This is a genomic window from Neorhizobium alkalisoli, assembly GCF_002968635.1.
GTDB lineage: Bacteria > Pseudomonadota > Alphaproteobacteria > Rhizobiales > Rhizobiaceae > Neorhizobium > Neorhizobium alkalisoli.
On sequence record NZ_PVBN01000006.1, the window covers coordinates 143,404 to 166,755 of the forward strand.

The 23,352-nt window shown below is 60.2% G+C and carries 21 protein-coding genes; 11 read left to right on the forward strand and 10 right to left on the reverse strand.

What is annotated here, in order from left to right:
• Positions 1–237 precede the first annotated feature (237 nt).
• Complete coding sequence (gene carB, locus C5L13_RS14955; protein WP_105384084.1) at positions 238–3,726, forward strand: carbamoyl-phosphate synthase large subunit; 3,489 nt, start codon at positions 238–240, stop codon at positions 3,724–3,726.
• A gap of 444 nt (positions 3,727–4,170) precedes the next feature.
• On the opposite strand, the gene C5L13_RS14960 is transcribed toward carB, so the two are convergent.
• Both C5L13_RS14960 and C5L13_RS14965 read right to left on the reverse strand, forming a co-directional pair.
• Positions 4,171–5,661: a UdgX family uracil-DNA binding protein gene (locus C5L13_RS14960; RefSeq protein WP_170117279.1), complete on the reverse strand. Its 1,491-nt coding sequence runs from the start codon at positions 5,659–5,661 to the stop codon at positions 4,171–4,173.
• On the reverse strand, positions 5,661–6,893 hold the full coding sequence (locus C5L13_RS14965) for a putative DNA modification/repair radical SAM protein (protein WP_105384086.1): 1,233 nt from the start codon (positions 6,891–6,893) through the stop codon (positions 5,661–5,663). The genes C5L13_RS14960 and C5L13_RS14965 overlap by 1 nt, the downstream gene beginning before the upstream one ends.
• 240 nt (positions 6,894–7,133) lie before the next feature.
• Here C5L13_RS14965 and greA point away from each other — a divergent pair, with 240 nt between their 5' ends.
• Together greA and C5L13_RS14975 are read left to right on the forward strand one after the other, a co-directional pair.
• Positions 7,134–7,610: a transcription elongation factor GreA gene (greA, locus tag C5L13_RS14970; RefSeq protein WP_105370242.1), complete on the forward strand. Its 477-nt coding sequence runs from the start codon at positions 7,134–7,136 to the stop codon at positions 7,608–7,610.
• Positions 7,611–7,640: 30 nt separating this feature from the next.
• Entirely contained in the window at positions 7,641–8,699 is a 1,059-nt protein-coding gene (locus tag C5L13_RS14975; RefSeq protein ID WP_105384318.1) for a glycosyltransferase family 4 protein, read from the forward strand.
• On the opposite strand, the gene C5L13_RS14980 is transcribed toward C5L13_RS14975, so the two are convergent.
• From C5L13_RS14980 to C5L13_RS15000, 5 genes are all read right to left on the reverse strand, one after another.
• Positions 8,683–9,705, reverse strand: coding sequence for a glycosyltransferase (locus C5L13_RS14980; protein WP_105384087.1), 1,023 nt, complete (start codon positions 9,703–9,705; stop codon positions 8,683–8,685). The genes C5L13_RS14975 and C5L13_RS14980 overlap by 17 nt on opposite strands.
• Positions 9,702–10,733: a glycosyltransferase gene (locus C5L13_RS14985; protein WP_105384088.1), complete on the reverse strand. Its 1,032-nt coding sequence runs from the start codon at positions 10,731–10,733 to the stop codon at positions 9,702–9,704. Before C5L13_RS14985 ends, C5L13_RS14980 begins: the two co-directional genes overlap by 4 nt.
• A gap of 11 nt (positions 10,734–10,744) precedes the next feature.
• Positions 10,745–11,554, reverse strand: coding sequence for a glycosyltransferase family 2 protein (locus tag C5L13_RS14990; RefSeq protein ID WP_105384319.1), 810 nt, complete (start codon positions 11,552–11,554; stop codon positions 10,745–10,747).
• A complete protein-coding gene (locus C5L13_RS14995) occupies positions 11,547–12,539 on the reverse strand; it encodes a glycosyltransferase family 2 protein (protein WP_407070434.1) in 993 nt (330 codons plus the stop codon). The genes C5L13_RS14990 and C5L13_RS14995 overlap by 8 nt, the downstream gene beginning before the upstream one ends.
• Positions 12,540–12,651: 112 nt before the next feature.
• Positions 12,652–13,119, reverse strand: coding sequence for an Lrp/AsnC family transcriptional regulator (locus C5L13_RS15000; protein ID WP_105384090.1), 468 nt, complete (start codon positions 13,117–13,119; stop codon positions 12,652–12,654).
• Positions 13,120–13,335: 216 nt separating this feature from the next.
• On the opposite strand from C5L13_RS15000, the gene trxB reads away from it, so the two are divergent.
• The 4 genes from trxB to C5L13_RS15020 all read left to right on the forward strand — a co-directional run bounded on the left by trxB (position 13,336) and on the right by C5L13_RS15020 (position 17,280).
• Positions 13,336–14,310 (forward strand): thioredoxin-disulfide reductase, encoded by a 975-nt coding sequence (gene trxB / locus C5L13_RS15005; protein WP_105384091.1) that lies wholly within the window; start codon positions 13,336–13,338, stop codon positions 14,308–14,310.
• Positions 14,311–14,325: 15 nt separating this feature from the next.
• The gene (locus C5L13_RS15010) at positions 14,326–15,222 is read left to right on the forward strand and encodes a LysR family transcriptional regulator VtlR (protein ID WP_162711247.1); all 897 of its coding nucleotides are present in this window, start codon (positions 14,326–14,328) and stop codon (positions 15,220–15,222) included.
• 598 nt (positions 15,223–15,820) lie between these two features.
• Entirely contained in the window at positions 15,821–16,117 is a 297-nt protein-coding gene (locus C5L13_RS15015) for an ArsR/SmtB family transcription factor (protein ID WP_105384092.1), read from the forward strand.
• 41 nt (positions 16,118–16,158) lie between these two features.
• Positions 16,159–17,280 carry an alkene reductase gene (locus tag C5L13_RS15020; RefSeq protein WP_105384093.1) on the forward strand — a complete coding sequence of 374 codons (1,122 nt, stop codon included), beginning with the start codon at positions 16,159–16,161 and terminating at the stop codon, positions 17,278–17,280.
• A gap of 43 nt (positions 17,281–17,323) precedes the next feature.
• Here the strand turns inward: C5L13_RS15020 and C5L13_RS15025 are convergent, their stop codons facing one another.
• Entirely contained in the window at positions 17,324–17,548 is a 225-nt protein-coding gene (locus C5L13_RS15025; protein WP_158693452.1) for a hypothetical protein, read from the reverse strand.
• 160 nt (positions 17,549–17,708) lie between these two features.
• A complete protein-coding gene (locus tag C5L13_RS15030; RefSeq protein WP_105384095.1) occupies positions 17,709–18,737 on the reverse strand; it encodes an NAD-dependent epimerase/dehydratase family protein in 1,029 nt (342 codons plus the stop codon).
• A 99-nt stretch (positions 18,738–18,836) separates the two neighbouring features.
• On the opposite strand from C5L13_RS15030, the gene C5L13_RS15035 reads away from it, so the two are divergent.
• Entirely contained in the window at positions 18,837–19,745 is a 909-nt protein-coding gene (locus C5L13_RS15035; protein ID WP_105384096.1) for a LysR family transcriptional regulator, read from the forward strand.
• Positions 19,746–19,749: 4 nt separating this feature from the next.
• On the opposite strand, the gene C5L13_RS15040 is transcribed toward C5L13_RS15035, so the two are convergent.
• Positions 19,750–20,013: a DUF2188 domain-containing protein gene (locus tag C5L13_RS15040; RefSeq protein ID WP_105384097.1), complete on the reverse strand. Its 264-nt coding sequence runs from the start codon at positions 20,011–20,013 to the stop codon at positions 19,750–19,752.
• A gap of 188 nt (positions 20,014–20,201) precedes the next feature.
• Here C5L13_RS15040 and C5L13_RS15045 point away from each other — a divergent pair, with 188 nt between their 5' ends.
• The 3 genes from C5L13_RS15045 (at position 20,202) to C5L13_RS15055 (ending at position 23,165) form a co-directional block, all read left to right on the forward strand.
• Entirely contained in the window at positions 20,202–21,335 is a 1,134-nt protein-coding gene (locus tag C5L13_RS15045) for a calcium:proton antiporter (RefSeq protein WP_105384098.1), read from the forward strand.
• Between the two features lie 161 nt (positions 21,336–21,496).
• Complete coding sequence (locus tag C5L13_RS15050) at positions 21,497–22,615, forward strand: 5-methyltetrahydropteroyltriglutamate--homocysteine S-methyltransferase (RefSeq protein WP_105384099.1); 1,119 nt, start codon at positions 21,497–21,499, stop codon at positions 22,613–22,615.
• A 103-nt stretch (positions 22,616–22,718) separates the two neighbouring features.
• Complete coding sequence (locus tag C5L13_RS15055; protein WP_105384100.1) at positions 22,719–23,165, forward strand: DUF3597 domain-containing protein; 447 nt, start codon at positions 22,719–22,721, stop codon at positions 23,163–23,165.
• The last annotated feature ends 187 nt before the right edge of the window (positions 23,166–23,352 follow it).

A 23,352-nucleotide genomic window follows, 5' to 3' on the forward strand; every position in this document is an offset into this window, starting at 1 on the left:
CGTTCTGGCCATGTGATTACGACAAAATCATTAATTATGCCGTAGCATCAAAGGCAGATTTCTCCACAATCGACGCCAGGCGCTTTTCCTGTCGATTTGGCGATTTATGGGGTTCCGTTCGGGGAAACATTTGCCTATAAGCCGCGTCTAGCCTGAAAAGACATGCGCGCGCGACCCGACCGGTGCCCTCCACACCGTGCCGGTTTTTCGCGCAGGAAAAAAGCGGAAAGATACCCCATGCCCAAGCGCCAAGATTTGAAATCGATCCTCATCATCGGCGCGGGTCCGATCGTCATCGGTCAGGCATGCGAATTCGACTATTCCGGCACTCAGGCCTGCAAGGCGCTGAAGGAGGAAGGTTACCGGGTCATCCTGGTGAACTCCAACCCGGCGACCATCATGACCGATCCCGGTCTCGCCGACGCGACTTATGTCGAGCCGATCACCCCGGAAGTCGTCGCCAAGATCATCGCCAAGGAGCGGCCGGACGCTCTGCTGCCGACAATGGGCGGCCAGACCGCGCTGAATACCGCGCTCTCCCTGAAGCGCATGGGCGTGCTGGACCGCTACAATGTGGAAATGATCGGCGCCAAGCCCGCTGCCATCGACAAGGCTGAAGACCGCGCCCTCTTCCGCGAAGCCATGGCGAAGATCGGACTGGAAACGCCGAAATCGATGCTGGCGAACGCCACCGATATCAAGGACACCGACCGCAAGACCCATGAGGCCGAGCGGGCCAAGCTGCGCGAGAGCCTTTCCGGCGGGGATCTGGACAAGGCGCTCGACGAACTGGAAAACCAGTGGAACCTCGGAGAGAGCGACCGCAAGCAGCGCTACATGAGCCACGCCATGGCGATCGCCGCCCAGGCAATCGACGTCGTCGGACTGCCGGCGATTATTCGCCCGTCGTTTACGCTCGGCGGCACCGGCGGCGGCATCGCCTACAACCGCACGGAATTCTTCGAGATCGTCAATTCGGGCCTCGACGCCTCGCCGACCACCGAAGTGCTTGTCGAAGAGTCCGTTCTCGGTTGGAAAGAATATGAGATGGAAGTGATCCGCGACAAGGCGGATAACTGCATCATCATCTGCTCGATCGAGAACATCGATCCGATGGGCGTCCACACGGGCGATTCCATCACCGTCGCGCCGGCGCTGACGCTGACCGACAAGGAATATCAGATCATGCGCAACGCCTCGATCGCGGTTCTGCGCGAGATCGGCGTCGAGACCGGTGGCTCCAACGTGCAGTTTGCGGTCAACCCGAAGGACGGCCGCCTTGTCGTCATCGAAATGAACCCGCGCGTCTCGCGCTCTTCCGCGCTGGCATCGAAGGCGACCGGCTTCCCGATTGCCAAGGTAGCAGCCAAGCTCGCCGTCGGTTACACGCTTGACGAGCTTGAGAACGACATCACCGGCGGCGCGACGCCCGCTTCGTTCGAACCGTCGATCGACTATGTGGTCACCAAGATCCCGCGTTTCGCCTTCGAAAAATTCCCGGGCGCCGAGCCGATCCTGACCACCGCGATGAAATCCGTCGGTGAAGTGATGGCGATCGGCCGCACATTCGCGGAGTCGCTGCAGAAGGCATTGCGCGGCCTCGAAACTGGCCTCACCGGCCTCGACGAGATCGAGATCCCCGGCCTGGAAGACGGCGAGAACTCCAAGAACGCCATCCGCGCCGCAATCGGCACTCCGACACCGGATCGTCTGCGCATGGTGGCCCAGGCCCTCCGCCTCGGCCTGACCGAAGCCGAAGTCCACGAAGCCTGCAAGATCGACCCGTGGTTCATCGCCCAGTTCAAGGCGATCGTCGATATGGAGACGCGCATCCGCGAACACGGCCTGCCGACCGACGCGGAAAACCTGCGCATGCTGAAGGCCATGGGCTTCTCCGACGCCCGCCTCGCTTCGCTGACCGGCAAGCGTCCGAAGGAAGTCGCCGAACTCCGCAACTCGCTCAACGTGCGTCCGGTCTTCAAGCGCATCGACACCTGCGCGGCCGAATTCGCCTCGCCGACCGCCTATATGTATTCGACCTACGAAGTACCCTTCGTCGGTGCGCTCCGCTCCGAAGCGGAAGTCTCCGCCGCCAAGAAGGTCGTCATCCTCGGCGGCGGCCCGAACCGCATCGGCCAGGGCATCGAGTTCGACTATTGCTGCTGCCATGCCGCCTTCGCACTGAAGGATGCGGGCTACGAAGCGATCATGATCAACTGCAACCCGGAAACCGTGTCGACCGACTACGACACCTCCGACCGCCTCTATTTCGAGCCGCTGACGGCCGAGGATGTGATCGAGATCCTGCGCGCCGAGCAGGAAAAGGGCGAGGTCGTCGGCGTCATCGTGCAGTTCGGCGGCCAGACGCCGCTGAAGCTCGCCGAGGCGCTCGAAAAGAACGGCATCCCGATCCTCGGCACGGCGCCTGACATGATCGATCTGGCCGAAGACCGCGACCGCTTCCAGAAGCTGCTGATGAAGCTCGACCTCAACCAGCCGAACAACGGCATCGCCTACTCCGTCGAGCAGGCTCGCCTCGTCGCCGCCGAAATCGGCTTTCCCCTGGTCGTTCGCCCGTCCTACGTGCTCGGCGGCCGCGCCATGCAGATCATCCACTCGGAATCGATGCTGCAGACCTACCTGCTCGACACCGTGCCGGGCCTCGTGCCGGAAGACATCAAGCAGCGTTACCCGAACGACAAGACCGGCCAGATCAACACGCTGCTCGGCAAGAACCCGCTGCTGTTCGACAGCTATCTCACCAATGCGATCGAGGTGGACGTCGACTGCCTCTGCGACGGGACCGACGTCTACGTCGCCGGCATCATGGAGCATATCGAGGAAGCGGGCATCCATTCGGGCGACTCTGCCTGCTCGCTGCCGCCGCGCACGCTCTCGCCGGAACTTATCGACGAACTGGAGCGGCAGGCGACAGCCATGGCCAAGGCGCTCAATGTCGGCGGCCTGATGAACGTCCAGTTCGCCATCAAGGACGGCACCGTCTACGTCCTCGAGGTCAATCCGCGCGCCTCGCGAACCGTGCCATTCGTCGCCAAGACGACCGGCGCGCCGATCGCCAAGATTGCTGCACGCGTCATGGCCGGCGAGAAGCTCGATCCGACATTTGCCGCCTACGGTAAAAAACCCGACCCGCGCAACCTGACGCACATCGCGGTCAAGGAAGCGGTTTTCCCGTTCGCCAAATTCCCGGGCGTGGACACCCTACTCGGGCCGGAAATGCGCTCGACCGGGGAAGTTATCGGCCTCGACACCGATTTTGCGCTTGCGTTTGCCAAGTCGCAGCTCGGTGCAGGTGTGGAACTCCCGCGCACCGGCACGGTCTTCGTCTCCGTCCGCGACGAGGATAAGGCCCGCGTCCTTCCGGCGATCCGCATCCTGACCGAGATCGGCTTCAAGGTTCTGGCAACCGGCGGAACCGCGCGTTTCCTGGGCGAAAACGGCATCGAGGCCACAAAGATCAACAAGGTTCTCGAAGGCCGGCCGCATATCGAAGACGCGATCCGCAATCGTCAGGTCCAGTTGGTCATCAACACCACGGATGGCAACAAGGCGATTTCGGACTCGAAGTCGCTGCGCCGTGCCACGCTGATGCAGAAGGTTCCGTATTACACCACCATGGCCGGCGCCGAAGCCGCAGCCCTGGCCATCAAGGCGCTGAAGGCTGGCAATCTCGAAGTCCGCCCGCTGCAAAGCTATTTCGCCTGAACGGATCTGCTTTCGCTATCTGATGGACGCCCCTTTCCCGCGAAGGGCGTCCACTCATGTCTGTCAAAACCTCTGGAAAAGCTAGGCGTTCCGTCCTCTGATCGGCGCCACACCCAGTCTACAAATAGTCCCGGATCAGCCGCCACACCAGAAAAGCGACCGCGATGATGGTCGCCCACATCACAAGCGAAATCAGTACCGAGACAATCAGATATCTCAGCCGCCTCGTCATAGGCGAGCCCTCCAGAATCGACGCTGAAGGCATTTAAGAACAAGCCGGCATCATGTCTTTGTTAGCCAATCATCAAGGTTGATGGCTTCTGAACAGCCGGGGTTCGTGTCGTTACGCCTGCGCCAATCCCGCACGTTTGTGATCCGTAAAACGACAATACCCCTATTTCGGGCTTGTGGATAATCCCCCGGAAGATCGACCTGCCTACCCCCTTAAGCGACGTTCGAAGGACCGGAATGATATGTTGCATTGGTTCTGACCAGGTGTTGAATCGATCGCATATCTTCTCTGAAGCGGCCCAACTCTCTCATTCTCTGGGCCTCATCCGGAATCCGGAGCAGATAGGATGGATGCACGGTCACGAAGAGTATGCGCCCATCCGCCATCGCCATGGGCTCTCCGCGCACATCCTCGAGCTTTTGGCGCATATCCGTCAACGCGAAGAGGGCTGTTGCGCCCATCGCTACCACGAGCTCCGGTTTCACCAGTTCAAGCTCCTGCATCAGCCACCAGCGGCATTGCCTGATCTCACCCATATTCGGTTTCTGATGGATGCGCCGTTTGCCTCGCGGCACGTATTTGAAGTGCTTGACGGCGTTGGTAATATAGAGAGAGCGCCGATCGATGCCGACTTCGGCCAGTGTGTCGTTGAAGAGCTTTCCGGCCGGCCCCACGAACGGCTTGCCCGCAAGATCCTCCTGATCACCCGGCTGTTCGCCGACGAACATGACCCTGGCGTCAGCTGGGCCGTCCCCGAAAACCGTCTGGGTTGCCAGACAGTGGATGTCGCAACGCGTACAGTGCCGCGCTTCCTGCTTGAGAGCCGGAAGGGTGCCGGCAGCGGGGGCCGACGGCACCGGCGCCCTGGCTGCGGCCTCCTGGATGCGGTGGTGGAAGGGCAACGGCTCACTGGCCGCTTTTTTCCCCATCTCGATCACGCTCGCCTCCGCATTCGCGATCAGATCCGGAATGAGCGCAGCTTCGGGCAGGTTCTTCCAGTATTTCTTCGGCATCTCCTTTGTCATCATCTTCACCTTGAGCCGCGCCGGATTGAAGATGGATGCATAATAGGTGCGCCAGAGATCCTCGGTCTCATCCTTCAAGTCAGGTTTTGCCGCAGGTTCGTCGCAGGTCCTCAAAGTCTCCCCATCCCAGGAGGCCGAGCCCTTCGGCGTGGCAATCAGCCAATCCATGTCCGTGAAGCGGCGCTGGAAGAAAGGCGCTACGCGCGCGAGGATGAAATGATCGGGTTCGAACCAGGAGAAGAATCGCCGGCGTCCTGCAGTCCCGGCCGACAACGGCAACTCCTTGAAGCGAACGAAGGCGGTCATCTTGTGGTAGTCCCGCCCGACGGCCTTGGCCATGCGCTGCGCCGCAACGACGTCGGTATCCGATGCCATCTGCAGGAGATGCCGCCCATGCATCAGTCGGAAGAGCAAGCGGTAGAGCAGAGCAAAACGTGTCGGATCGGAATGACAGATCACGGCCCCGGCCAGCCGGATGAAGGCCGGCGGCACGGAGAGCGGCGGATGTGCCTCATGAGGTGGCGGCAGGTTGTTGTCGTCGAACCCGAACAGGCCGTCGGCGTCGTCCATGGTCCGCCATTCGATGACATCGGGCACGATACCCGCCATCAGATATGCTCGGGCCGCGTCGCGCCACTCGGTAAGGTCTCCCCTGCCCCTGAGCGAATAGCGGTACATCATAGAAGCGAAAGCTGTTCCGGCTTCGACTGGAACATGGCAGCAAGGTCGGACCGGTCGACAAGTCGATGCGGTGTCCAGCCATCGCAGGCAATAAACGGCTGGACCTTCTTCAGCGATACGCCGAGCCGCTTGAGATCATCGAGCCTCAGCCGCCGGAAGCGTCGAGCCGAGAGAATTCCCTTCACGGTCTTGGTGCCGAACCCCGGCACCCGCAGCAGCCGTTCTTTGTCCGCTCTGTTCACGTCGACGGGAAACTGCTCCCGGTGTCCCAGTGCCCAGGCAAGCTTGGGATCGAGATCGAGATCGAGCATCCCGCCCGGCCGGGTTGCGGTAATCTCGCCGATTTCGAACCCATAGAAGCGGTAAAGCCAGTCCGCCTGGTACAGCCGATGCTCACGCATCAGCGGCGGCTTGATGAGCGGCAGGTTCCTGGACGAGTCGGGAATGGGGCTGAATGCCGAATAATAGACCCGCTTCAGACCATAGCTTCCGTAGAGCCGGGCGCTCGTGCCGAGGATCGTCGCATCGTTGGCGCCATCGGCCCCGACGATCATCTGCGTGCTCTGCCCGGCCGGAGCAAACTTCTTCCTCCGTTTGGATTGCAGCGTCGGCTCCGCCATTTCCTCGATCTTGAGCCGGAGATTGCCCATCGACTGCCGGATGCCATCCGGCCGCTTCTCCGGCGCGAACTTGGCAATGCCGTTATCGGTGGGCAGCTCGATATTGATCGACAACCGGTCCGCATAGAGCCCGGCTTCCTCGATCAGGGAGGCCGAGGCCTCCGGAATGGTTTTCAGGTGGATGTAACCCCGGAAATTATGCGTCGTCCGCAACTCGCGGGCAATCAGCACCATTTCCTCCATCGTGTGATCGGAGGAGCGTATGATTCCCGAAGACAGAAAGAGGCCTTCGATATAATTCCGCCGATAGAATTCCAGCGTCAGCCAGATCACTTCCTGCGGAGTAAATCGAGCCCTTTCGACATTGCTGGAGGAGCGATTGATGCAATAGGCGCAATCATAGATGCAGAAATTCGTGAGCAGGATCTTGAGAAGGGAAATGCAGCGGCCATCGGGCGCATAGGCATGACAGATCCCCGAACCCTCTGTCGAGCCTAGCCCTCCCGAGGCGGAAGAGTCCCTTTTAACCGTTCCGCTGGACGCACAGGAAGCATCGTATTTCGCGGCATCGGAGAGAATTGCCAATCGTTCTTTTAGCGACTTCTTCATTACGTGTTCTTTATTTGTTCCGCTTAAGGAAGTCAAGACATTGACAAATGGATGGGCTTGGACTCTCATGCGGAGGCTTGGATCCCTCCCGACAGAGCTTCGAAATTTCTAGCGTTCGTTGTCAAAGTTCTGTTATAGTGAACCAAATTTTGATCTTACGATGGTTCCGAAGTTTTACTCCGGAACCTGTTTCTTTTTGTGTTCGCGGCATCCGCGGACATGAGTCTGAAGGACAGTGAAATGGTTGATAAGGTACCGATGACGCCAAACGGTTTTGCCAAGCTGCAGGAAGAACTGCGCTGGCGCCAGCAGGAGGAGCGTCCCCGTATCATCGAGGCGATTGCGGAGGCCCGCGCTCACGGCGATCTTTCGGAAAATGCCGAATACCATGCCGCCAAAGAAGCCCAGAGCCACAACGAAGGCCGCATCACCGAGCTTGAAGACCTGACGGCGCGCGCCGAGATCATCGACCTCACCAAGATGTCCGGCTCGAAGATCAAGTTCGGCGCCACCGTCAAGCTCGTCGACGAGGATACCGACGAGGAGAAGACCTACCAGATCGTTGGCGACCAGGAAGCCGATGTGAAGGCAGGCCGCATTTCCATCTCTTCCCCGATTGCCCGCGCGATGATCGGCAAGGAAGCCGGCGAATCGATCGAAGTTGTCGCGCCAGGCGGCTCCAAGGCCTACGAGATTCTGTCCGTTTCCTGGGGCTGATTGTCCGTGGGGAAAAACGGCGATCCCGCCATCATCGATATCCGTGACGTCGAGGTCGTCGCCCCGAACTTCAAGCGGCGGCTCTCCGGCGTCACCTCGACGATCATCCAGCTCGTGCCCGTACAGAGATCGCTCGGCCAGAAGGTGGCGACGCTGGGGCCGGGATTGCCTGCCGATCTTCCGCACATCCGCTACCGCGATCTTTGGGCGCTATGGGTTCCTCCGCGCGGCAAGCGGTTCCGCGTCTGGCATGCCCGCCGCAATATCGAGATGCTGCCGGCCATCCTGATGCGGGGCATGCTTCGCATGCCCTTGAAGATCGTCTTTACATCCGCCTCGCAGCGACGCCACACCGGCTGGACCAAGTGGCTGATCTCGAAGATGGACGCCGTCATCGCGACCAGCAACAAGACGGCCGACTATCTTGCCGTGCCGAACACGGTAATCCTGCACGGCATCGACACTGATCGTTTCTCGCCGCCGGTCGAAAAGGCCGAGGCGAAACGCGCCCGAGGTCTGGACCCGATGAAAAAATTCGTGGGCTGCTTCGGACGCGTGCGGCACCAGAAGGGCACCGATGTTTTCGTCGATTCGATGATCCGCCTCCTGCCGGCACGGCCCGACTGGGCCGCGGTGGTTGCCGGTCGCGCCACCGGCCCGCATGTCGATTTCGAAAACGGCCTGAAGGCGAAGGTGGCCGCTGCGGGTCTCGCCGACCGCATCCTCTTCGTTGGCGAGCACACTGATATCAACGAGTGGTATCGGGCGCTCGATCTCTTTATCGCGCCGCAGCGCTGGGAAGGGTTCGGGCTGACCCCCCTCGAAGCCATGGCGACCGCCCTTCCGGTCATCGCCACCGATGTCGGTGCCTTTCCGGAGCTTCTGGTGACAGGCGACCAGGAGACCGGCGTGATCATTGCGGGTGGCAGCGCCGATGCGATGATCGAAGCCGCAGCCTCCTTCATGGATAACGAAAGCCGCAGACACGCGGCCGCTGCCCGCTCGCGGGCGCATGTATTGGAGAACTTCAGCATCGAGGGCGAAGCAAAACGCCTCGGCAACATCTACCGGATCACGGCTTCTGCTTGAAAAGCTCGAGATAGGTGTCGGTGATCGCTTCTTCGGAGAAACGTTGGGCCAGAGTCCTGGAAGCGCCCTGAACGAGGTTGGCCGCGAGTTCCTTGTCGCCGAGAACCTGGGAGATGGCACGAGCCAGACCGGCGGCATCATCAATGTCGACCAACAGACCGCTCTCGCGGTCACGGATACACCAGCTCGGCCCTTCCGCACGGGTGGCGACGATCGGCCGCTTCTGCGCCCAGACCTCGAAGATGACATTTCCCAAGGGCTCGTGGCTGGACGGCATGGCAAAGACGTCCGCCGCAGCGACATAGGGCCGCGTATCGGTCTGCCAGCCGAGGAAGCGCACGCGTTCCGTCATTCCACATTCCCGGACAAGCGCCTGCAGCGCCTCTCCCTCCTCACCCTCCCCTGCAAGCCATAACCAGACGTCCGGCAAGGTCGCCAGCGCGGCGATCAGCGTATGGAATCCCTTCCGCTTCACGAAACGCCCCATGGCCATGACAAGCGGGACGCCTTCCGGCGTATTCACCGCGGACCGGGCGATCGAGGCCACGGCTTGGGTATTGGTGAAGTTGGCAATCACCTCGATGCGGCGCGTCCAGCCGAGGCCTCGCACGTGGTCGGCCATCGCCGGTGTCAGACAGACGATCACATCCGTATTGCGGAAATAGCTGAGCCTCTTTGGATAGTCCCCAAGGCGCGAAATCTTGATGCAGCCGGGATAGGCCGGCAGGAGCTCGCTGCCGCGGGTGCCCCATGCCATCAGCGCATCCGGCTTCTCACGCTCGGCCAGCCGCTTTGTCTTCAAGGGCAGCAGAAAACGATCGAGGGAGACATTGCGGAAATTGCTTTCCGTGATCGTGACGACGTTTTCGATATCCTTGCGCCAGCTCCGACCGGGTCGGATGATCGCGCGCTGCTCGACGCCGCGGCGCGCCAATGCGTTGGCCAAGTGAGTGAAAAAGCGTTCGAGGCCGCCCTCCTTGCCGAAATGATAGTGATGGACCTTCATGGCTTGCTCGTGCCCGTGGAAAACAGGCGCAGATACGCGTCGGTGACAGCCTCTTCTGAAAAGCGTTCCCGCATGGTCTGCCGCCCGCCCTCGACCAGACGCTGCCTGAGTGCAGGATCATCCCTGACCCGCCGAATTGCGGCGGCGAGCGCTTCGAAATCCTCGCAATCCACGAGCAGGCCGTCCTTTTCATCGGTCATCATCCATGAAGGACCTTCGGACCTCGTGGAGACGGTCGGTTTCTCCGCACACCAGCCCTCCAGGCACACATTGCCCAGTGGTTCGTGCGTCGACGGCACGGCAAGCACATCCGCGGCGGCCAGAAAGGAATAGACGTTCGTCTGCCAGCCCGCGAAGCGGACGCGATGCCGAATTCCGAACTCATCGACCAGACGCTCCAGGTTTTCCCGCTCGATGCCTTCGCCGAGCAGCCAGAGATAGGCGTTTTCCACCTTCGCCATGGCCTGAACGAGTGTATGAAACCCCTTGCGGCGGACGAACCTGCCCATGCCAACGACGACAAAGGCACCCTCAGGCGTCTGGAGCGTCTCACGCGAGACCACGGGCCCGGGAAGCGAATAGGTGAAGTTGGTGATCACCTCCAGCCCACGCTGCCACCCGAGTTCGCCGACCTTGCGAGCGATGTCCGGCGTGTTGCAGACAAGGATCTCGGAGTTTCGATAGTAGTTCAGATGGTGCGGGTAATCGCCGAGACGGGATATCCGCCTGGCCTTCTTGTAGTTCGGCAAGGCGCGGCTTGCACGCATCTGCCAGGCCATGATGACATCCGGCTGGAAATCCCTGAGGATCAGCCTGAGCCGGGCAGCAAAAAGGAAGCGGGAGGGCGAATACCGCCGGAAGATGCCCTCGTAAACCTGTCCGTACTGGCCGATTTCTTCCTTCCAGGTCCGGTCTGGGCGGATCAGCACCCTCTGCTCGACGCCGCGCCCGTGGAGCGAATGGGCAAGATTGACCAGGAACCGTTCCGCACCGCCTTCTTTCCCGAAATGGATGTGCAGGACCTTCATAGTATTCTCCATCAACGCGTCAGCGCGTCGTCCCTGTTCGGCCGCTCCTTGAGCGCCTGACGCTGGTATAGCTTGGCTTCGGTAAGAAACGCATAGACGGCGACAGTCATCGCCTCGATGAACCCGGGCGCCCCGCAACGCCAGAGTCCGTTTCTCAGATACAGACGATAGAAGTAAAGCACCGGCGAAATGAACAATTTGATCGGCCTCGGCTTTTTCCCGGCCGCAAATCTCTGATCCGCCTTGAGCGTCGAGTATTTGTTTTCCTTGAGAATCTGCTCGTCGATGACGATCGGTCGGTAGTGCAGCAGGCTGCCCGCCTTCGTTTTCTCGACCCGCCCCTCGGGAACGATCCCCTCGTGCACCGCCTGCGTCAGGTCGAAAGCCCCCTTGCCCTTGCGGATCAACCTCAGGATCTTGCGCTCTCTGACCCGCTCGGGCGTGTAGCCGTAGCCGATCAGATAGGGCCGCCTCGCCATCTTCCAGCCGACAATGCCCTCGTCCGCCGCGATCATCTCGGGGAGCAATTTCCGCAACGGCGCATCGAGCCGCTCGTCGGCGTCGATGCTGAAGCACCACTTCTCCTGACAAAGCTCCAGAGCAAATTGCTTCTGAGCCGCGTAGCCGCGCCATTTCTCATGAAAGAGCCTGATCGGCCACCCGCTGTCGATGTAGGACTGGATGAGTGCGATGGTGCCGTCGGCCGACCCGGAATCGACTATGACGATGTCGGAAAAATCGGCGAGGCTCTCGATGCAGTTACCGAGATAGCGTTCCTCGTCCTGGCAGATGATGAAGGCCGATATCGGAAGCTTAGACATGACCGCCGCCATCGGACCTGTCGAAGGGCGACATCGCAAATCCCTGCGCGACGAATTGACCGGGGTCAAGGAAGTGCACGCTCCCCGGATAGCCGAATTCGACTTCTCTATCGGCGGAAATCTTCTGCATGATCTTCACGTATTCCTGAGCGCCACCGAAATGCTGCCCGCTCGCGATCGCTTCCTGCACGCGCTCCTGATAGTCGGAGAAGAACTTGAAATGCAGCAGGACGCCGAAGATCGGCGAAAAATTCCGCTGATAGGGCAAGGGCTGATGAATATTCTCTCCGAGCGAACATTCCTTGTCCCAGAACATTAGCGGATATTTCATCAGGTCCACGTTGGAGCCGAACAGGCGTTTCCGCGCCCCGCCGCGGATCCGCTGGAAACGCGCGTTCCTGACGACCGTATATCCGTCGCGGTCATAACAGTCCGCGACCTGCCATGGCATCTGCCCCTCTTCGCCGGTAAATTCGGCAGCTGAAATGTCGCTTGAGGGGTACATGTCGATCATCGGCGCCGCCAGCCGCCGTATGGAGCGCTCTTCGAGCCGCGCGATCAGCCTGGGCAGCGGTATATCGAAACAGCGGTCGTAGATCAGGAACTCGTCCGAATCGACGTTCAGATACCAGCGATCGAAGCCGTAGATCGAAAACAGTTCCTCCCGCCAGCTTTTCCCGCGCCTGGCGTCCTTGTAGCGAAGCGGAGAAGCCCAGAGATCGGTATCCGCCTGCGCGGTCAGATATTCGGCAGTCCCGTCCGTGGATTGGTCATCCACACATATGAAGCGCGTTACGCCGAGCTGGCGGTAATGGGAGAAGAAGGACGGCAGCAGACGGCGATCGTTGCGGCAAAGGAAAACGAGCGGAATGTCGTCCTGAGCGAGCACTCTGAACTGCCGCGGTGACGCCAGACCGAGCGAGCTTGCCTGGCTCAGGGAGCGGATGCGCTTTCGCGACTTCCTCGTCCCATGCCACGTCAACAGCCGCTCGACGGGAGAACGCCGCCAAAGCGCGCCTTTCATGCCCGGCGCTGGATAGACCGTCTCAGGCATTCAACTCTCTTTCATAGATCCGGACACCCAGGGCCAGCACCCACTAAATCTCCACCAGGCCGAGCTGCTTCACCTGCCGGATCGTCAGCATGGTCCGAACCGTGTCCACATGCTCGTCGGCGGTCAGGACTTCGATGACGAAATCCTGGAAAACTGTAAGGTTCTGCGCCGCGCAACGCAGCAGGAAATCGCTGTCCCCGTTGACCATCCACGCCTCCCGCACCAGAGGCCATTGCTGCACCTTGGAAGCAAAACCCTTCAAGTCCGCATCGGACTGGCGCTTGAGACCGACCATGCAGAAGGCGACAAGATCGAAGCCGAGCCGCGGACCATTGAGAAGCGCGTGATAGCCCTCGATGATCCCGGCCTCCTCGAGCTTGCGCACGCGGCGCAGACAGGGTGGCGCCGAAATGCCGACGCGTTCCGCGAGCTCGACATTCGTCATTCTCCCGTCACGCTGGAGCTCCCGGAGGATCTTGATGTCGATGGCGTCCAGATCGGCGCGGAACACGGTTTTCCCCTTTTGTCGGCAAGGCTTTTAGCGGAAACGGGATTTAACGCAAGGAGCAGCCTCTATGCCAACTGATCTGTTATTAACGCAAGGCTGCCCTTGCATTGCTGCATAGACCGATCTTACATGGCATTTTGAAAGCGGCAGACCGGAAATCGACCCCCTATATGAGGGGCAATAGAATACGAGTCGATCGGTCTTTGAAAGGAATCACACATGTCCGCCCGTCATACCGAGGTCCTGATCATCGGTTCCGGCCCGGCCGGTTATACCGCCGCCATCTATGCCGCCCGCGCCATGCTGAAGCCGGTGCTGATCGCCGGCATGGAACAGGGCGGCCAGTTGATGATCACCACCGACGTGGAGAATTATCCGGGCTTCGGCGATCCGATCCAGGGGCCTTGGCTCATGGAGCAGATGCTGAAACAGGCGACCCATGTGGGCGCAGAGATCGTCAACGACCTGGTGACCGAGGTTGATCTCGACCGTCGCCCCTTCACGGTGCGCACCGACTCCGGCGCCGTCTGGACGGCGGAGACGATCATTATTTCGACCGGCGCCAAGGCCAAATGGCTGGGTATCGAAAGCGAGCAGCACTTCCAGGGCTTTGGCGTGTCCGCTTGCGCCACCTGCGACGGCTTCTTCTATCGCAACAGGGACGTGATCGTGGTCGGCGGCGGCAATTCCGCCGTCGAAGAGGCGCTCTACCTTTCGAACATCGCCAAGTCCGTCACCGTGGTTCATCGTCGCGACTCGTTCCGCTCGGAGAAGATCCTGCAGGAACGTCTCTTCCAGCGCCCGAATGTCAGCGTGTTGTGGAATACCGAAATCGCCGAGATCACCGGCAAGCCCGCCAAGGCGCCGATGCCACCCTCGGTGGAAGGGGTGAAGCTGCGCAATACCCTGACCGGCGCCATCACCGACTTTCCGATCCACGGCGTGTTCGTGGCGATCGGTCATGCGCCGGCGACCGAACTCTTCAAGGGCAAGCTGAAGATGAAGCCGAACGGTTATCTGTGGACGGCCCCGGATTCGACCGCGACCGACGTGCCCGGTGTCTTCGCCGCCGGCGACGTGACCGACGACACCTTCCGCCAGGCAATCACCGCCGCGGGCATGGGCTGCATGGCAGCGCTCGAGGCCGAACGTTATCTTGCCGGCATTCAGCCGGTGGCCGTGGCCGCGGAGTGACATTGAGACATGGGTGTGCCGCTCGACTGGGACAAGTTGCGAATTTTTCATGCGGCGGCAGAGGCGGGCTCCTTCACCCATGCCGCCGACAAGCTCCATCTTTCCCAGTCGGCAATCAGCCGCCAGGTCAGCGCGCTTGAACAGGATGTCGGCGTCAAGCTTTTTCACCGGCATGCGCGCGGCCTGATTCTCACCGAACAGGGCGAACTGCTCTACCGCACCGCCCATGACGTTCTCTTGAAGCTCGAAACAGTGAAGATGCAGCTCACCGAGACGACGGAAAAACCGTCCGGCAAGCTGCGCGTCACGACGACGGTCGGGCTTGGCCAGGGCTGGCTCACCGACAAGGTGCAGGAGTTTCTGCAGCTCTATCCCGAAATGTCGATCCAGCTCATCCTCGATAACGAGGAAGTGGACGTGAATATGCGCCACGCGGACTGCGCCATTCGCCTGCGCCAGCCGCAGCAGTCCGACCTGATCCAGCGCAAGCTGTTCACCGTCCATATGCACGTCTACGCGGCCCCCTCCTACATCAACCGCTATGGCGAACCGCAATCGGTCGAGGACCTCGACACGCATCGGATCATCACGTTCGGGGAACCGGCGCCGAGCTACCTGCTCGACGTGAACTGGCTGGAATATGCCGGCCGCTCGTCCGACAACAGCCGCACGCCGCATCTGCAGATCAACAGCCAGACCTCGATCAAGCGCGCCTGTCTGCTTGGCATCGGAATCGCTTGCCTTCCCGACTACATCGTCGGCCGCGATCCGGGCCTCATTCAGCTCGCGATCAACGCAGACATTCCCTCTTTCGACACCTACTTCTGCTATCCCGACGAAATGAAGAACGCGGCGAAGCTCAAAGTCTTCCGTGATTTTATCGTCGGCAAGGCGCGCAACTGGAATTTCTGATTTTTCAGCTGCCGTCTGCGAGGTCTTAAATCTCCTTATATTCCAATGATTTCAGTCGTATACGGCCGCCAGATATGCGGAGGCTGCCTCTTTGCTGCAACAGTGTTGCGCATCACGCATGGCTGACCTGCACAAAAGGGCATTGTTCACTGCACAAAAAACCACCATATCGCACATAGCTGATGCACATGGTGGCTTTTCCTCCCAGTTCCACCGCAGCAGCTGTTCCCCTCTGGAGGTTTTTTGACCTTCACACTTATAGGGCCCTGGAGCGATCCGGTGGCCCTCTTTTTTTGCCTGTCAGCGCGATAGGCCTCCCTGGAAGCCATCGGCGAAACTTCTTTTCAAAACCGAAGATTGCATCTTGTCGGGCAGATATCCCCTCCCCATATACCTGACAGCTGACGCCCCCGGCGACCTCCCCGTCGTCCGCGTTGGCTGTTCCCCTCTGGAGGTTTTGACCTTCACAACTGAAAGGGCCCTGGAGCGATCCGGCGGCCCATTTTTTTTAAAAGCCGCCGCTCTTTTAGAAATCGCACCCTTCATATCGTCATTATGCGATCTATATATCGTATAAGTTCGATACGAGATCCAGACGATGGACAAGACGGAAATTCTGAAAGCGCTCGCGCATCCCACCCGGATCGAATTCCTGGAATGGATGAAGGAGCCGGAGCGTAATTTCTCCGATCAGGCGCATCCGCTCAGCATGGGCATCTGCGCCAACCAATTCGAAAAACGCTGCGGCCTCTCCCAATCCACGGTCTCGGCGCATCTTTCGACGCTCGAAAAGGCCGGGTTGCTCAAGATCAACCGCGTCGGCCAATGGGCGTTCTATCACCGCAATGAGGATACCATTGCAACCTTCCTCGACGAGCTTCGGTCGACGCTTTGACCCGGGCTGACTTCTCCCAACTGCAGACAAAGGAATTTCTGATGGCCAAGCTTTTTGATCCAACCTCCTTCGGCGATATTCAACTTGCCAATCGCATCGTGATGGCACCCCTGACGCGCAACCGTTCGCCAAGGGCTGTTCCGAATGACCTCAATGTCACCTATTACGAACAGCGCGCCGCAGCGGGTCTGATCATCACCGAAGGTACCCCGGTAACCCAGCAGGGCCAAGGTTATGCGGATGTGCCCGGCCTTTACCTGCCGCAGGCTATCGACGGATGGAAGAAGGTCACGGACGCCGTTCATCGCAAAGGCGGTAAGATCGTCACCCAGATCTGGCATGTCGGTCGCGTATCGCACACGTCGCTTCAGCCGAATGGCGGCGCTCCGGTCGCGCCGTCCGCCATTCCCGCCGGAAGCAAGACCTATGTCATCAATCCGGACGGCAGCGGCGCCTTCGTCGACACATCCGATCCTCGCGCGCTCGAACTTTCCGAAATCCCGGGCATTGTGGAGGACTTCCGAAAGGGTGCGCGTGCCGCAATCGACGCCGGGTTCGACGGCGTCGAGATCCACGGAGCCAACGGCTACCTGATCGACCAGTTCCTGAAGTCCGGCGCCAATCAGCGCACCGACGAATATGGCGGCTCCATTGAAAACCGCGCCCGTTTCGTCCTGGAAGTCGTCGATGCAGTCACCAGGGAAATCGGCGCCGGCCGCGTCGGTATCCGCCTGTCGCCGGTGACACCCGGCAACGGCATTACCGAAACCAACCCGCAGCCGCTGTTCAATCATGTTGCCGAACAGCTCGGCTCGCGTGGCCTCGCCTTCATCCACGTGATCGAAGGTGCGACCGGCGGAGACCGGAACTTCTCCCAGGGAGACAAGCCCTTCGACTATCAGGAGATGAAGGCAGCCTACCGGAAGGCAGGCGGCACGGGCGGCTGGCTGGTCAACAACGGCTATGATCGCGAAAGCGCCAAGGCAGCTGTCGAAAGCGGTTATGCCGATGCCGTTGCCTTCGGCAAACTCTTCATCGCCAACCCGGACCTGGTGCAGCGTTTCAAGGACAATGCACCGCTCAACGAAGCCGACAAGTCCACCTTCTACGGCGGCGGCGCCAAGGGCTACACGGACTACCCGGCGCTCGAAGCAGTCGCCTGACCGAAAATGACGAAGGGGCCGCCATGAGCGGCCCCTTTTCATTCTAGCGTCCCGTCAATACGGAACGCGCCAGGAGAACGCTGACGACCGTCATTGCAATCGCATTTGCCGGATGCAGGGACTGGATGAAACCTATGCCTATGCCCTTGCCCGCGATCACGAAGACAAATTGCAGGCAATAGAGGCCGAGCAGCATGAGGACGGATACCCTGTACTGGCGCAGTTCCTGCCGCAGGAAAGCAAGCGCGACCATTCCAAGGATCGGCACGGCCAGCGCTCCGCCCGTCGCAGCGTGCACTCCCACAGGGAGCCGTCGGAAAAGATCGCGAGACGTGCAAGAAACACCTGGCCGCCGATCAGGGCCGGCATCGCGATAGCGAGGATGCGAAAGGCGGTCGGCACGGCCTTGCGCTCGACAAGAGCATCGGTCATGCCGCCCTCCCCGGCCGGCGAGCCAATTCCGGCAGCCTCGCCATGGAAGGTTCCGGCAGGTCCAGGCATTTAAGATCGAGAAGTGCGGCGCGAACCGCCTCGTCGATCGGAGTTGACGGCTCTTCGCCGAGCACGGCCAGCAGCCTGTCGTTGCTCATCCGCACCGGCAGCTTCCACAGATAGTGCATCTCGCCAAGCTCCCGGAATATCGGCACGAAGGGCGAACCGAGCTTCAGCAGCCACCACGGGAATGCCCTCACTTTCGGCTTGCCACCGGTGACCCGGCCGATCGCCGCGATCATCTGCTCGCCATCCTCATCCCAGAACCCGCGCATCTGGAAGCGTGCGAAACGCGGCAATTCCCGCTCGCGATCGATCAGCCGCAACATGGTTTCGGCCACATCCGGCAGATAGGCCCATTGATGGCCGACACCTTTCGCATTGGGCCGGCTGACCGACAGAACCGGCTTTCCGGGCTTCACCAGCCCCTGGCTGAACCAGCTATTGGCGGCGCCAGGGCCAAAATAGTCGCCGGCCCGCACGATCAGCACCGGGATGCCCTCCTTCGAGGCGGTCTCAAGTCGCCGCTCGAGCTCGACGCGGATCGCGCCCTTGCGCGTCACCGGGTTCTGCGGGCTTTCCTCGGTGATATCCGGAAAGGCGTCCGGCCCATAATTGTAGACAGTCCCGGGCAACAGGATACGGGCGCCGACGGCACGGGCCGCCGCAATGGTATTGTCGAGCATCGGCAGGACGAGCTTCTCCCAGTCCTTGTAGCCCGGCGGATTGACCGCATGAACGATGAGATGCGCGTCCTGGGCGGCATGGCGAACGTCGGCCGCCCTCATCGCATCGCCCTGCAGCCAATGGAAACGAGGCTCGCGCTTCGCCGCTTCGGCGGCCTTTCGGTGCAAGGCACGGACATTCCAGCCGCGAGCGACGAGGCCCCGGGCCACGTGGCCGCCTATGCCTCCGGTAGCGCCGAGAACGAGAGCGACGGGCGGGAAATTCGAGATATTGCTCATATCGATACTCCATTTCAGGGTTGCCGTTTTGATGATTGGAGTATCGTCCCTCCCTCTGATATACGGAATTCTCGAATCTCATTGAGCATCCATACAAAAATGAATGACGTTAGTTGGGACTTCTATCGGACTTTTCTGGCCGTCCTCCGTTCGGGTTCCCTGTCTGCCGCCGCCCGCGAACTCGGCCTGACACAACCGACCGTCGGCCGGCACATCGATGCGCTGGAGGAAGCTGTGGGTTATCAGCTCTTCACCCGTTCGCAGCAGGGATTGCTGCCGACCGAGCCGGCGCTGGCGATGAAACCCTATGCGGAAAATCTGGCGGTCACGGCCGCCGCCATGGAGCGGCTGGCGTCGGGTGAAATCGGCACAGTCAAGGGAACGGTGAGGATCAGTGCAAGCGAAGTGATCGGCGTCGAAGTGCTGCCGCCGATCCTGGCGAGCCTTCAGGACGAGCATCCCGGGCTCGAACTGGAATTGTCATTGTCGGATTCGCTGGAGGATCTCTTGAACCGCGAGGCGGACATCGCAGTCCGTATGACCAATCCGGCTCAGGATGCACTGATTGCCCGCCATATCGGCGAAATCCCGCTCGGCCTTTATGCTCATCGGCGCTATCTGGACCGGCATGGAATTCCCGAAAGCCCGGAGCAACTGGCACACCATCGGATGATCGGTTTCGACAGGCGGACTGCCTTCGTCCGGGCGGCGGCAGTCCGCATCCGCTCCATGGCTCCGGGCTTTCCCGACATCGACGATATCCGCTGGAGTTATCGGGCCGACAGCAATCTCGCACAGCTTGCGGCCATTCGAGGCGGCGCCGGGATCGGCATCTGTCAGATTGGTATTGCCGAGCGAAATCCGGAGCTTGTCCGCGTCCTTCCTGAGGTCTTCGAACTGCCGCTCGATACCTGGGTAGCGATGCACGAGAACTTGAAATCGTCACCGCGCTGGCGCGTCACATTCGATGCGCTCGTCAAAGGCCTGTTGGAATACGTCCGCGGCTGAGATCTCAGCGGGCATCGACGCCTTCCTCGCCATCCACCACCTCCGCCTCGGGGCGGTCACCACCATCGCTGTATTCGGTATGCCAGACACCTTTTTCGTCCTGCCAGCTGATCTCTTCCGGCTCACCTCCGACTTGCTGTTCCGTCGCGACGATGCGCGCCGCCTGCAAAGCATCGGAATGAGTAGGAAAAGTTTCCGAATAGACGTCACCCAGACGGTAGGCCCAGCCACCATCGTGCTGCACGACTTTATAGACAACCTTGGTCATACTCCCTCCGTGTTCCTTGTGGCCGCATTTATCCTGCCGGAACCAAGTCCGGACGCGGCATCGGGGTGGGAAAGCGAAAAGGGTGCCGCGAAGTTCCAGGCCACGATGAAATTATGTCATCAAAACGCGGATGCCGCAAACCGTCGATGGAAAAACGGCACTCTTGATGCTGATGCCTGCGGCGTTACATGCGCCAACACCAACAGCAGGAGCCGCCAGTGGGATTGCCCTCTCTCGTGAAGCAGGAAAAATTTCTTGTCATCGCGCTCGCTGCTGTCGGGATCAGTTTTTTCACCGAACATTCCATCCTGGAGGCGGGCAAGGCGGCATCCCTGATCGCAGCGGCCGCACTGATCTGTGTCATCATTCTCGCTTCCACACGTGTTGCCCATCACGCGGAAGTCCTTGCCCACAAGGTCGGCGACCCCTACGGCACGATGATCCTGACCCTATCTGCCGTTGCGGTCGAGGTTCTGATCCTCGCCATCATGATGAGGACCACGACATCCCCCACGCTGGTCAGGGATACGATCTACTCGGCCGTCATGCTCGACATCAACGGCATCCTTGGGCTCGCGGCGTTGCTCGGCGGGCTGCGACATGGCGAGCAGCCCTATAACGACGACTCCAGCCGCACCTACAGCGTCATGATCCTGACTGCCATGGGCATCTCCATGATGGTGCCGGAATTCATTCCGGCGGCCAAATGGCATTACTACTCGGCATTCACCATCGGCGCGATGGTCGCCCTCTATGCCCTTTTTCTCAGGATGCAGGTGGGCACGCACAGCTATTTCTTCAGCTACAGCTATCCCCGGGCCAAACAGGCTTCGGGCGAACCTGCACCCGACGAAGACGCCGAAAACGAGTCATCGGCGCTCTCGATCTCCATCATCCTCGCGGGCGTGCTGATCATCGGCTTCCTTGCAGAATTCATGTCGGCCTTCCTCAATACCAGCCTCGAAGGCAGCGGCGCGCCGCCGGCACTGATGGCGGTCACCGTGGCAGTGATTTCGGCCGCGCCCGAAATATTCACGGCTCTGCGGGCGGCGCTAAGAAACCGCATGCAGTCCGTCGTGAACATCGCCATGGGTGCTTCTTTATCGACGGTGATCCTGACCGTGCCGGTCATGGAAGGCATCGCCCTGTATACAGAACAGCCCTTTATCATGGCGATGACGCCTGTTCAGACGGTGATGGTGGTGATCACGCTGGTTGTCGCTGCCATCAACCTGAACGACGGCCAGACTAACGCCATCGAGGGTATGACGCACTTCGTTTTGTTCGCCACATTCATCATGTTGACCCTTCTTGGTCTATAGAAAATCCATATCCCTCGAGCCCTTGCTGGCTGGATCGGAATCATATTGAAAACCTCTTAAACCCGTTTCTCCATTTGCCATGGACGGCGGGCCGAGCGTATACAGGCCGGGCATCCGGAAAGATTCTTCAAGCCTTCGATCTATTCCAGTGGAGGAACCCCATGTCGACACCACCTTACAGAGCCGATCACGTCGGTTCGCTGTTGCGCCCGGCTTCCGTCAAGGAAGCCCGCAAGAAGTTCTACGAGGAAAAGAGCATTCCCGCGGCCGAATTGAAGGCTGTCGAGGACGAAGCGATCAAGGATCTGGTCAAGTTGCAGGAAGGCGTCGGCCTCAAGGTCGTGACCGATGGTGAAGCGCGCCGCCACTTCTGGCACTACGACTTTCTGGGCGAACTGGACGGCATGGAATTCGTCACGCGCGAAGCCCACAAGGGCGTTACCTTCCACGGCGTAAAGCTTCCCCCGACCTTCCCGACGATCAACGGCAAGCTCGATTTCCCCGACAATCATCCGCATCTCGAACACTTCAAATACCTGGCATCCGTGACGAATGTTACGCCGAAGATTTCCATTCCCGGCCCGAGCGTCGCGCATTACCGCACGGCCAAGGCCGACATCCATCCGGCCGAATATCAGGACGTCGAGGCGCTGTTTGCCGATCTCGCAAAGACCTATTCCAAGGCAGTGCAGAAATTCTACGAAGCCGGCTGCCGCTATCTGCAGATGGACGATATCTACTTCGCCTATCTCGGCGACGAAAAGCAGCGCGCCATGAAGCGCGAGGAAGGCTTCGATCCGGATTGGCTGATCAAGAAATACGCCTGGATGATGCACGAGGCGATCAAGGACCGCCCGAAGGACATGTTGATCGGCATGCATATGTGCCGCGGCAACTTCCGTTCCACCTGGGCGGCCGAGGGCGGTTATGATGCGGCAGCCGACGCCATCTTCAATCACACCGGCGTCGACATGTTCTTCATGGAATACGACACCGAACGCGCCGGCGGCCTGCAGCCGCTGAGCCTGCTTCAGAAGGGTTCCAAGCAGCGCGTCTATCCGGGCTTCATCACCACTAAGACCGGTGAGCTGGAAAGCCTGGACTCGCTTCGCCGACACTTCGACGACGCGGCGAAACATGTCGATATCGACCAGCTCGGCATCGCGCCCCAGTGCGGCTTCGCCTCTACGGAAGAAGGCAATTCGATCACCGAAGACGACCAGAAGCGCAAGCTGGAACTGGTGGTTAAAACCGCCGAAACCATCTGGGGTACGGCCTAGTCGCCCATGCCGACCGCGGGTAGTCTTTTTACTCGCGGTCGGCCCTTGAGAAATCCTCGCTCCGCCCGACGTTTCCCTGAGAGACAATCCAAGGGAGAGCACAATGGGTATTTTCGACAAGATCAAAAATGCGATTTTCGGGGGCAGCGCTGAAGCGGCGACAGGCGCAAAACCGGCAGAACCATTGAAGCCAGCCGCTCCAGTCGCCGCTTCGACTTCGGCGGCGCCGGCATCCACTTCCGCCGCCGCGCCCGCGTCCCAGACGGCGCAGGCCTCCCCTTCATCGTCCGGCCCGGTTGATATCACCCCGATACTCGATGCGGCCGTCAAGAAAAGCGGCCAGAAGCTCGATTGGCGCAAGTCAATCGTCGATCTCATGAAAGCGCTCGATCTGGATTCAAGCCTTACGGCCCGCAAGGAACTGGCTGACGAATTGGGCTATACCGGCGACAAGGACGGCTCGGCCGAAATGAACATATGGCTGCACAAGGCTCTCATGAAGAAGCTGAGCGAAAATGGCGGCAAGGTACCCGCCGATCTCCTCGATTGAGCCTCAACGCCCCAATCTGAAGGCAAGCCCGCCCTCCTGGCGGGCTTTTGCTATCAACCGCGCCGCTTGCCAGGATAAAATTATCTTGAACGATGCGTGTACAACCATTTCGGATGGCTGCCCTAGATGAAGGCTATTGCTTGATGCTCCATGACCGCGTGCGGGGAGTATCGCTTTAGCCGTGCGG

Coding starts and splice junctions, on each gene's coding strand:
- carB (WP_105384084.1), top strand. CDS start 238: ATGCCCAAGCGCCAAGATTTGAAATCGATCCTCATCATCGGCGCGGGT.
- C5L13_RS14960 (WP_170117279.1), bottom strand. CDS start 5,661: ATGTACCGCTATTCGCTCAGGGGCAGGGGAGACCTTACCGAGTGGCGC.
- C5L13_RS14965 (WP_105384086.1), bottom strand. CDS start 6,893: ATGAAGAAGTCGCTAAAAGAACGATTGGCAATTCTCTCCGATGCCGCG.
- greA (WP_105370242.1), top strand. CDS start 7,134: ATGGTTGATAAGGTACCGATGACGCCAAACGGTTTTGCCAAGCTGCAG.
- C5L13_RS14980 (WP_105384087.1), bottom strand. CDS start 9,705: ATGAAGGTCCATCACTATCATTTCGGCAAGGAGGGCGGCCTCGAACGC.
- C5L13_RS14985 (WP_105384088.1), bottom strand. CDS start 10,733: ATGAAGGTCCTGCACATCCATTTCGGGAAAGAAGGCGGTGCGGAACGG.
- C5L13_RS14990 (WP_105384319.1), bottom strand. CDS start 11,554: ATGTCTAAGCTTCCGATATCGGCCTTCATCATCTGCCAGGACGAGGAA.
- trxB (WP_105384091.1), top strand. CDS start 13,336: ATGTCCGCCCGTCATACCGAGGTCCTGATCATCGGTTCCGGCCCGGCC.
- C5L13_RS15015 (WP_105384092.1), top strand. CDS start 15,821: ATGGACAAGACGGAAATTCTGAAAGCGCTCGCGCATCCCACCCGGATC.
- C5L13_RS15020 (WP_105384093.1), top strand. CDS start 16,159: ATGGCCAAGCTTTTTGATCCAACCTCCTTCGGCGATATTCAACTTGCC.
- C5L13_RS15030 (WP_105384095.1), bottom strand. CDS start 18,737: ATGAGCAATATCTCGAATTTCCCGCCCGTCGCTCTCGTTCTCGGCGCT.
- C5L13_RS15035 (WP_105384096.1), top strand. CDS start 18,837: ATGAATGACGTTAGTTGGGACTTCTATCGGACTTTTCTGGCCGTCCTC.
- C5L13_RS15040 (WP_105384097.1), bottom strand. CDS start 20,013: ATGACCAAGGTTGTCTATAAAGTCGTGCAGCACGATGGTGGCTGGGCC.
- C5L13_RS15045 (WP_105384098.1), top strand. CDS start 20,202: ATGCGCCAACACCAACAGCAGGAGCCGCCAGTGGGATTGCCCTCTCTC.
- C5L13_RS15050 (WP_105384099.1), top strand. CDS start 21,497: ATGTCGACACCACCTTACAGAGCCGATCACGTCGGTTCGCTGTTGCGC.
- C5L13_RS15055 (WP_105384100.1), top strand. CDS start 22,719: ATGGGTATTTTCGACAAGATCAAAAATGCGATTTTCGGGGGCAGCGCT.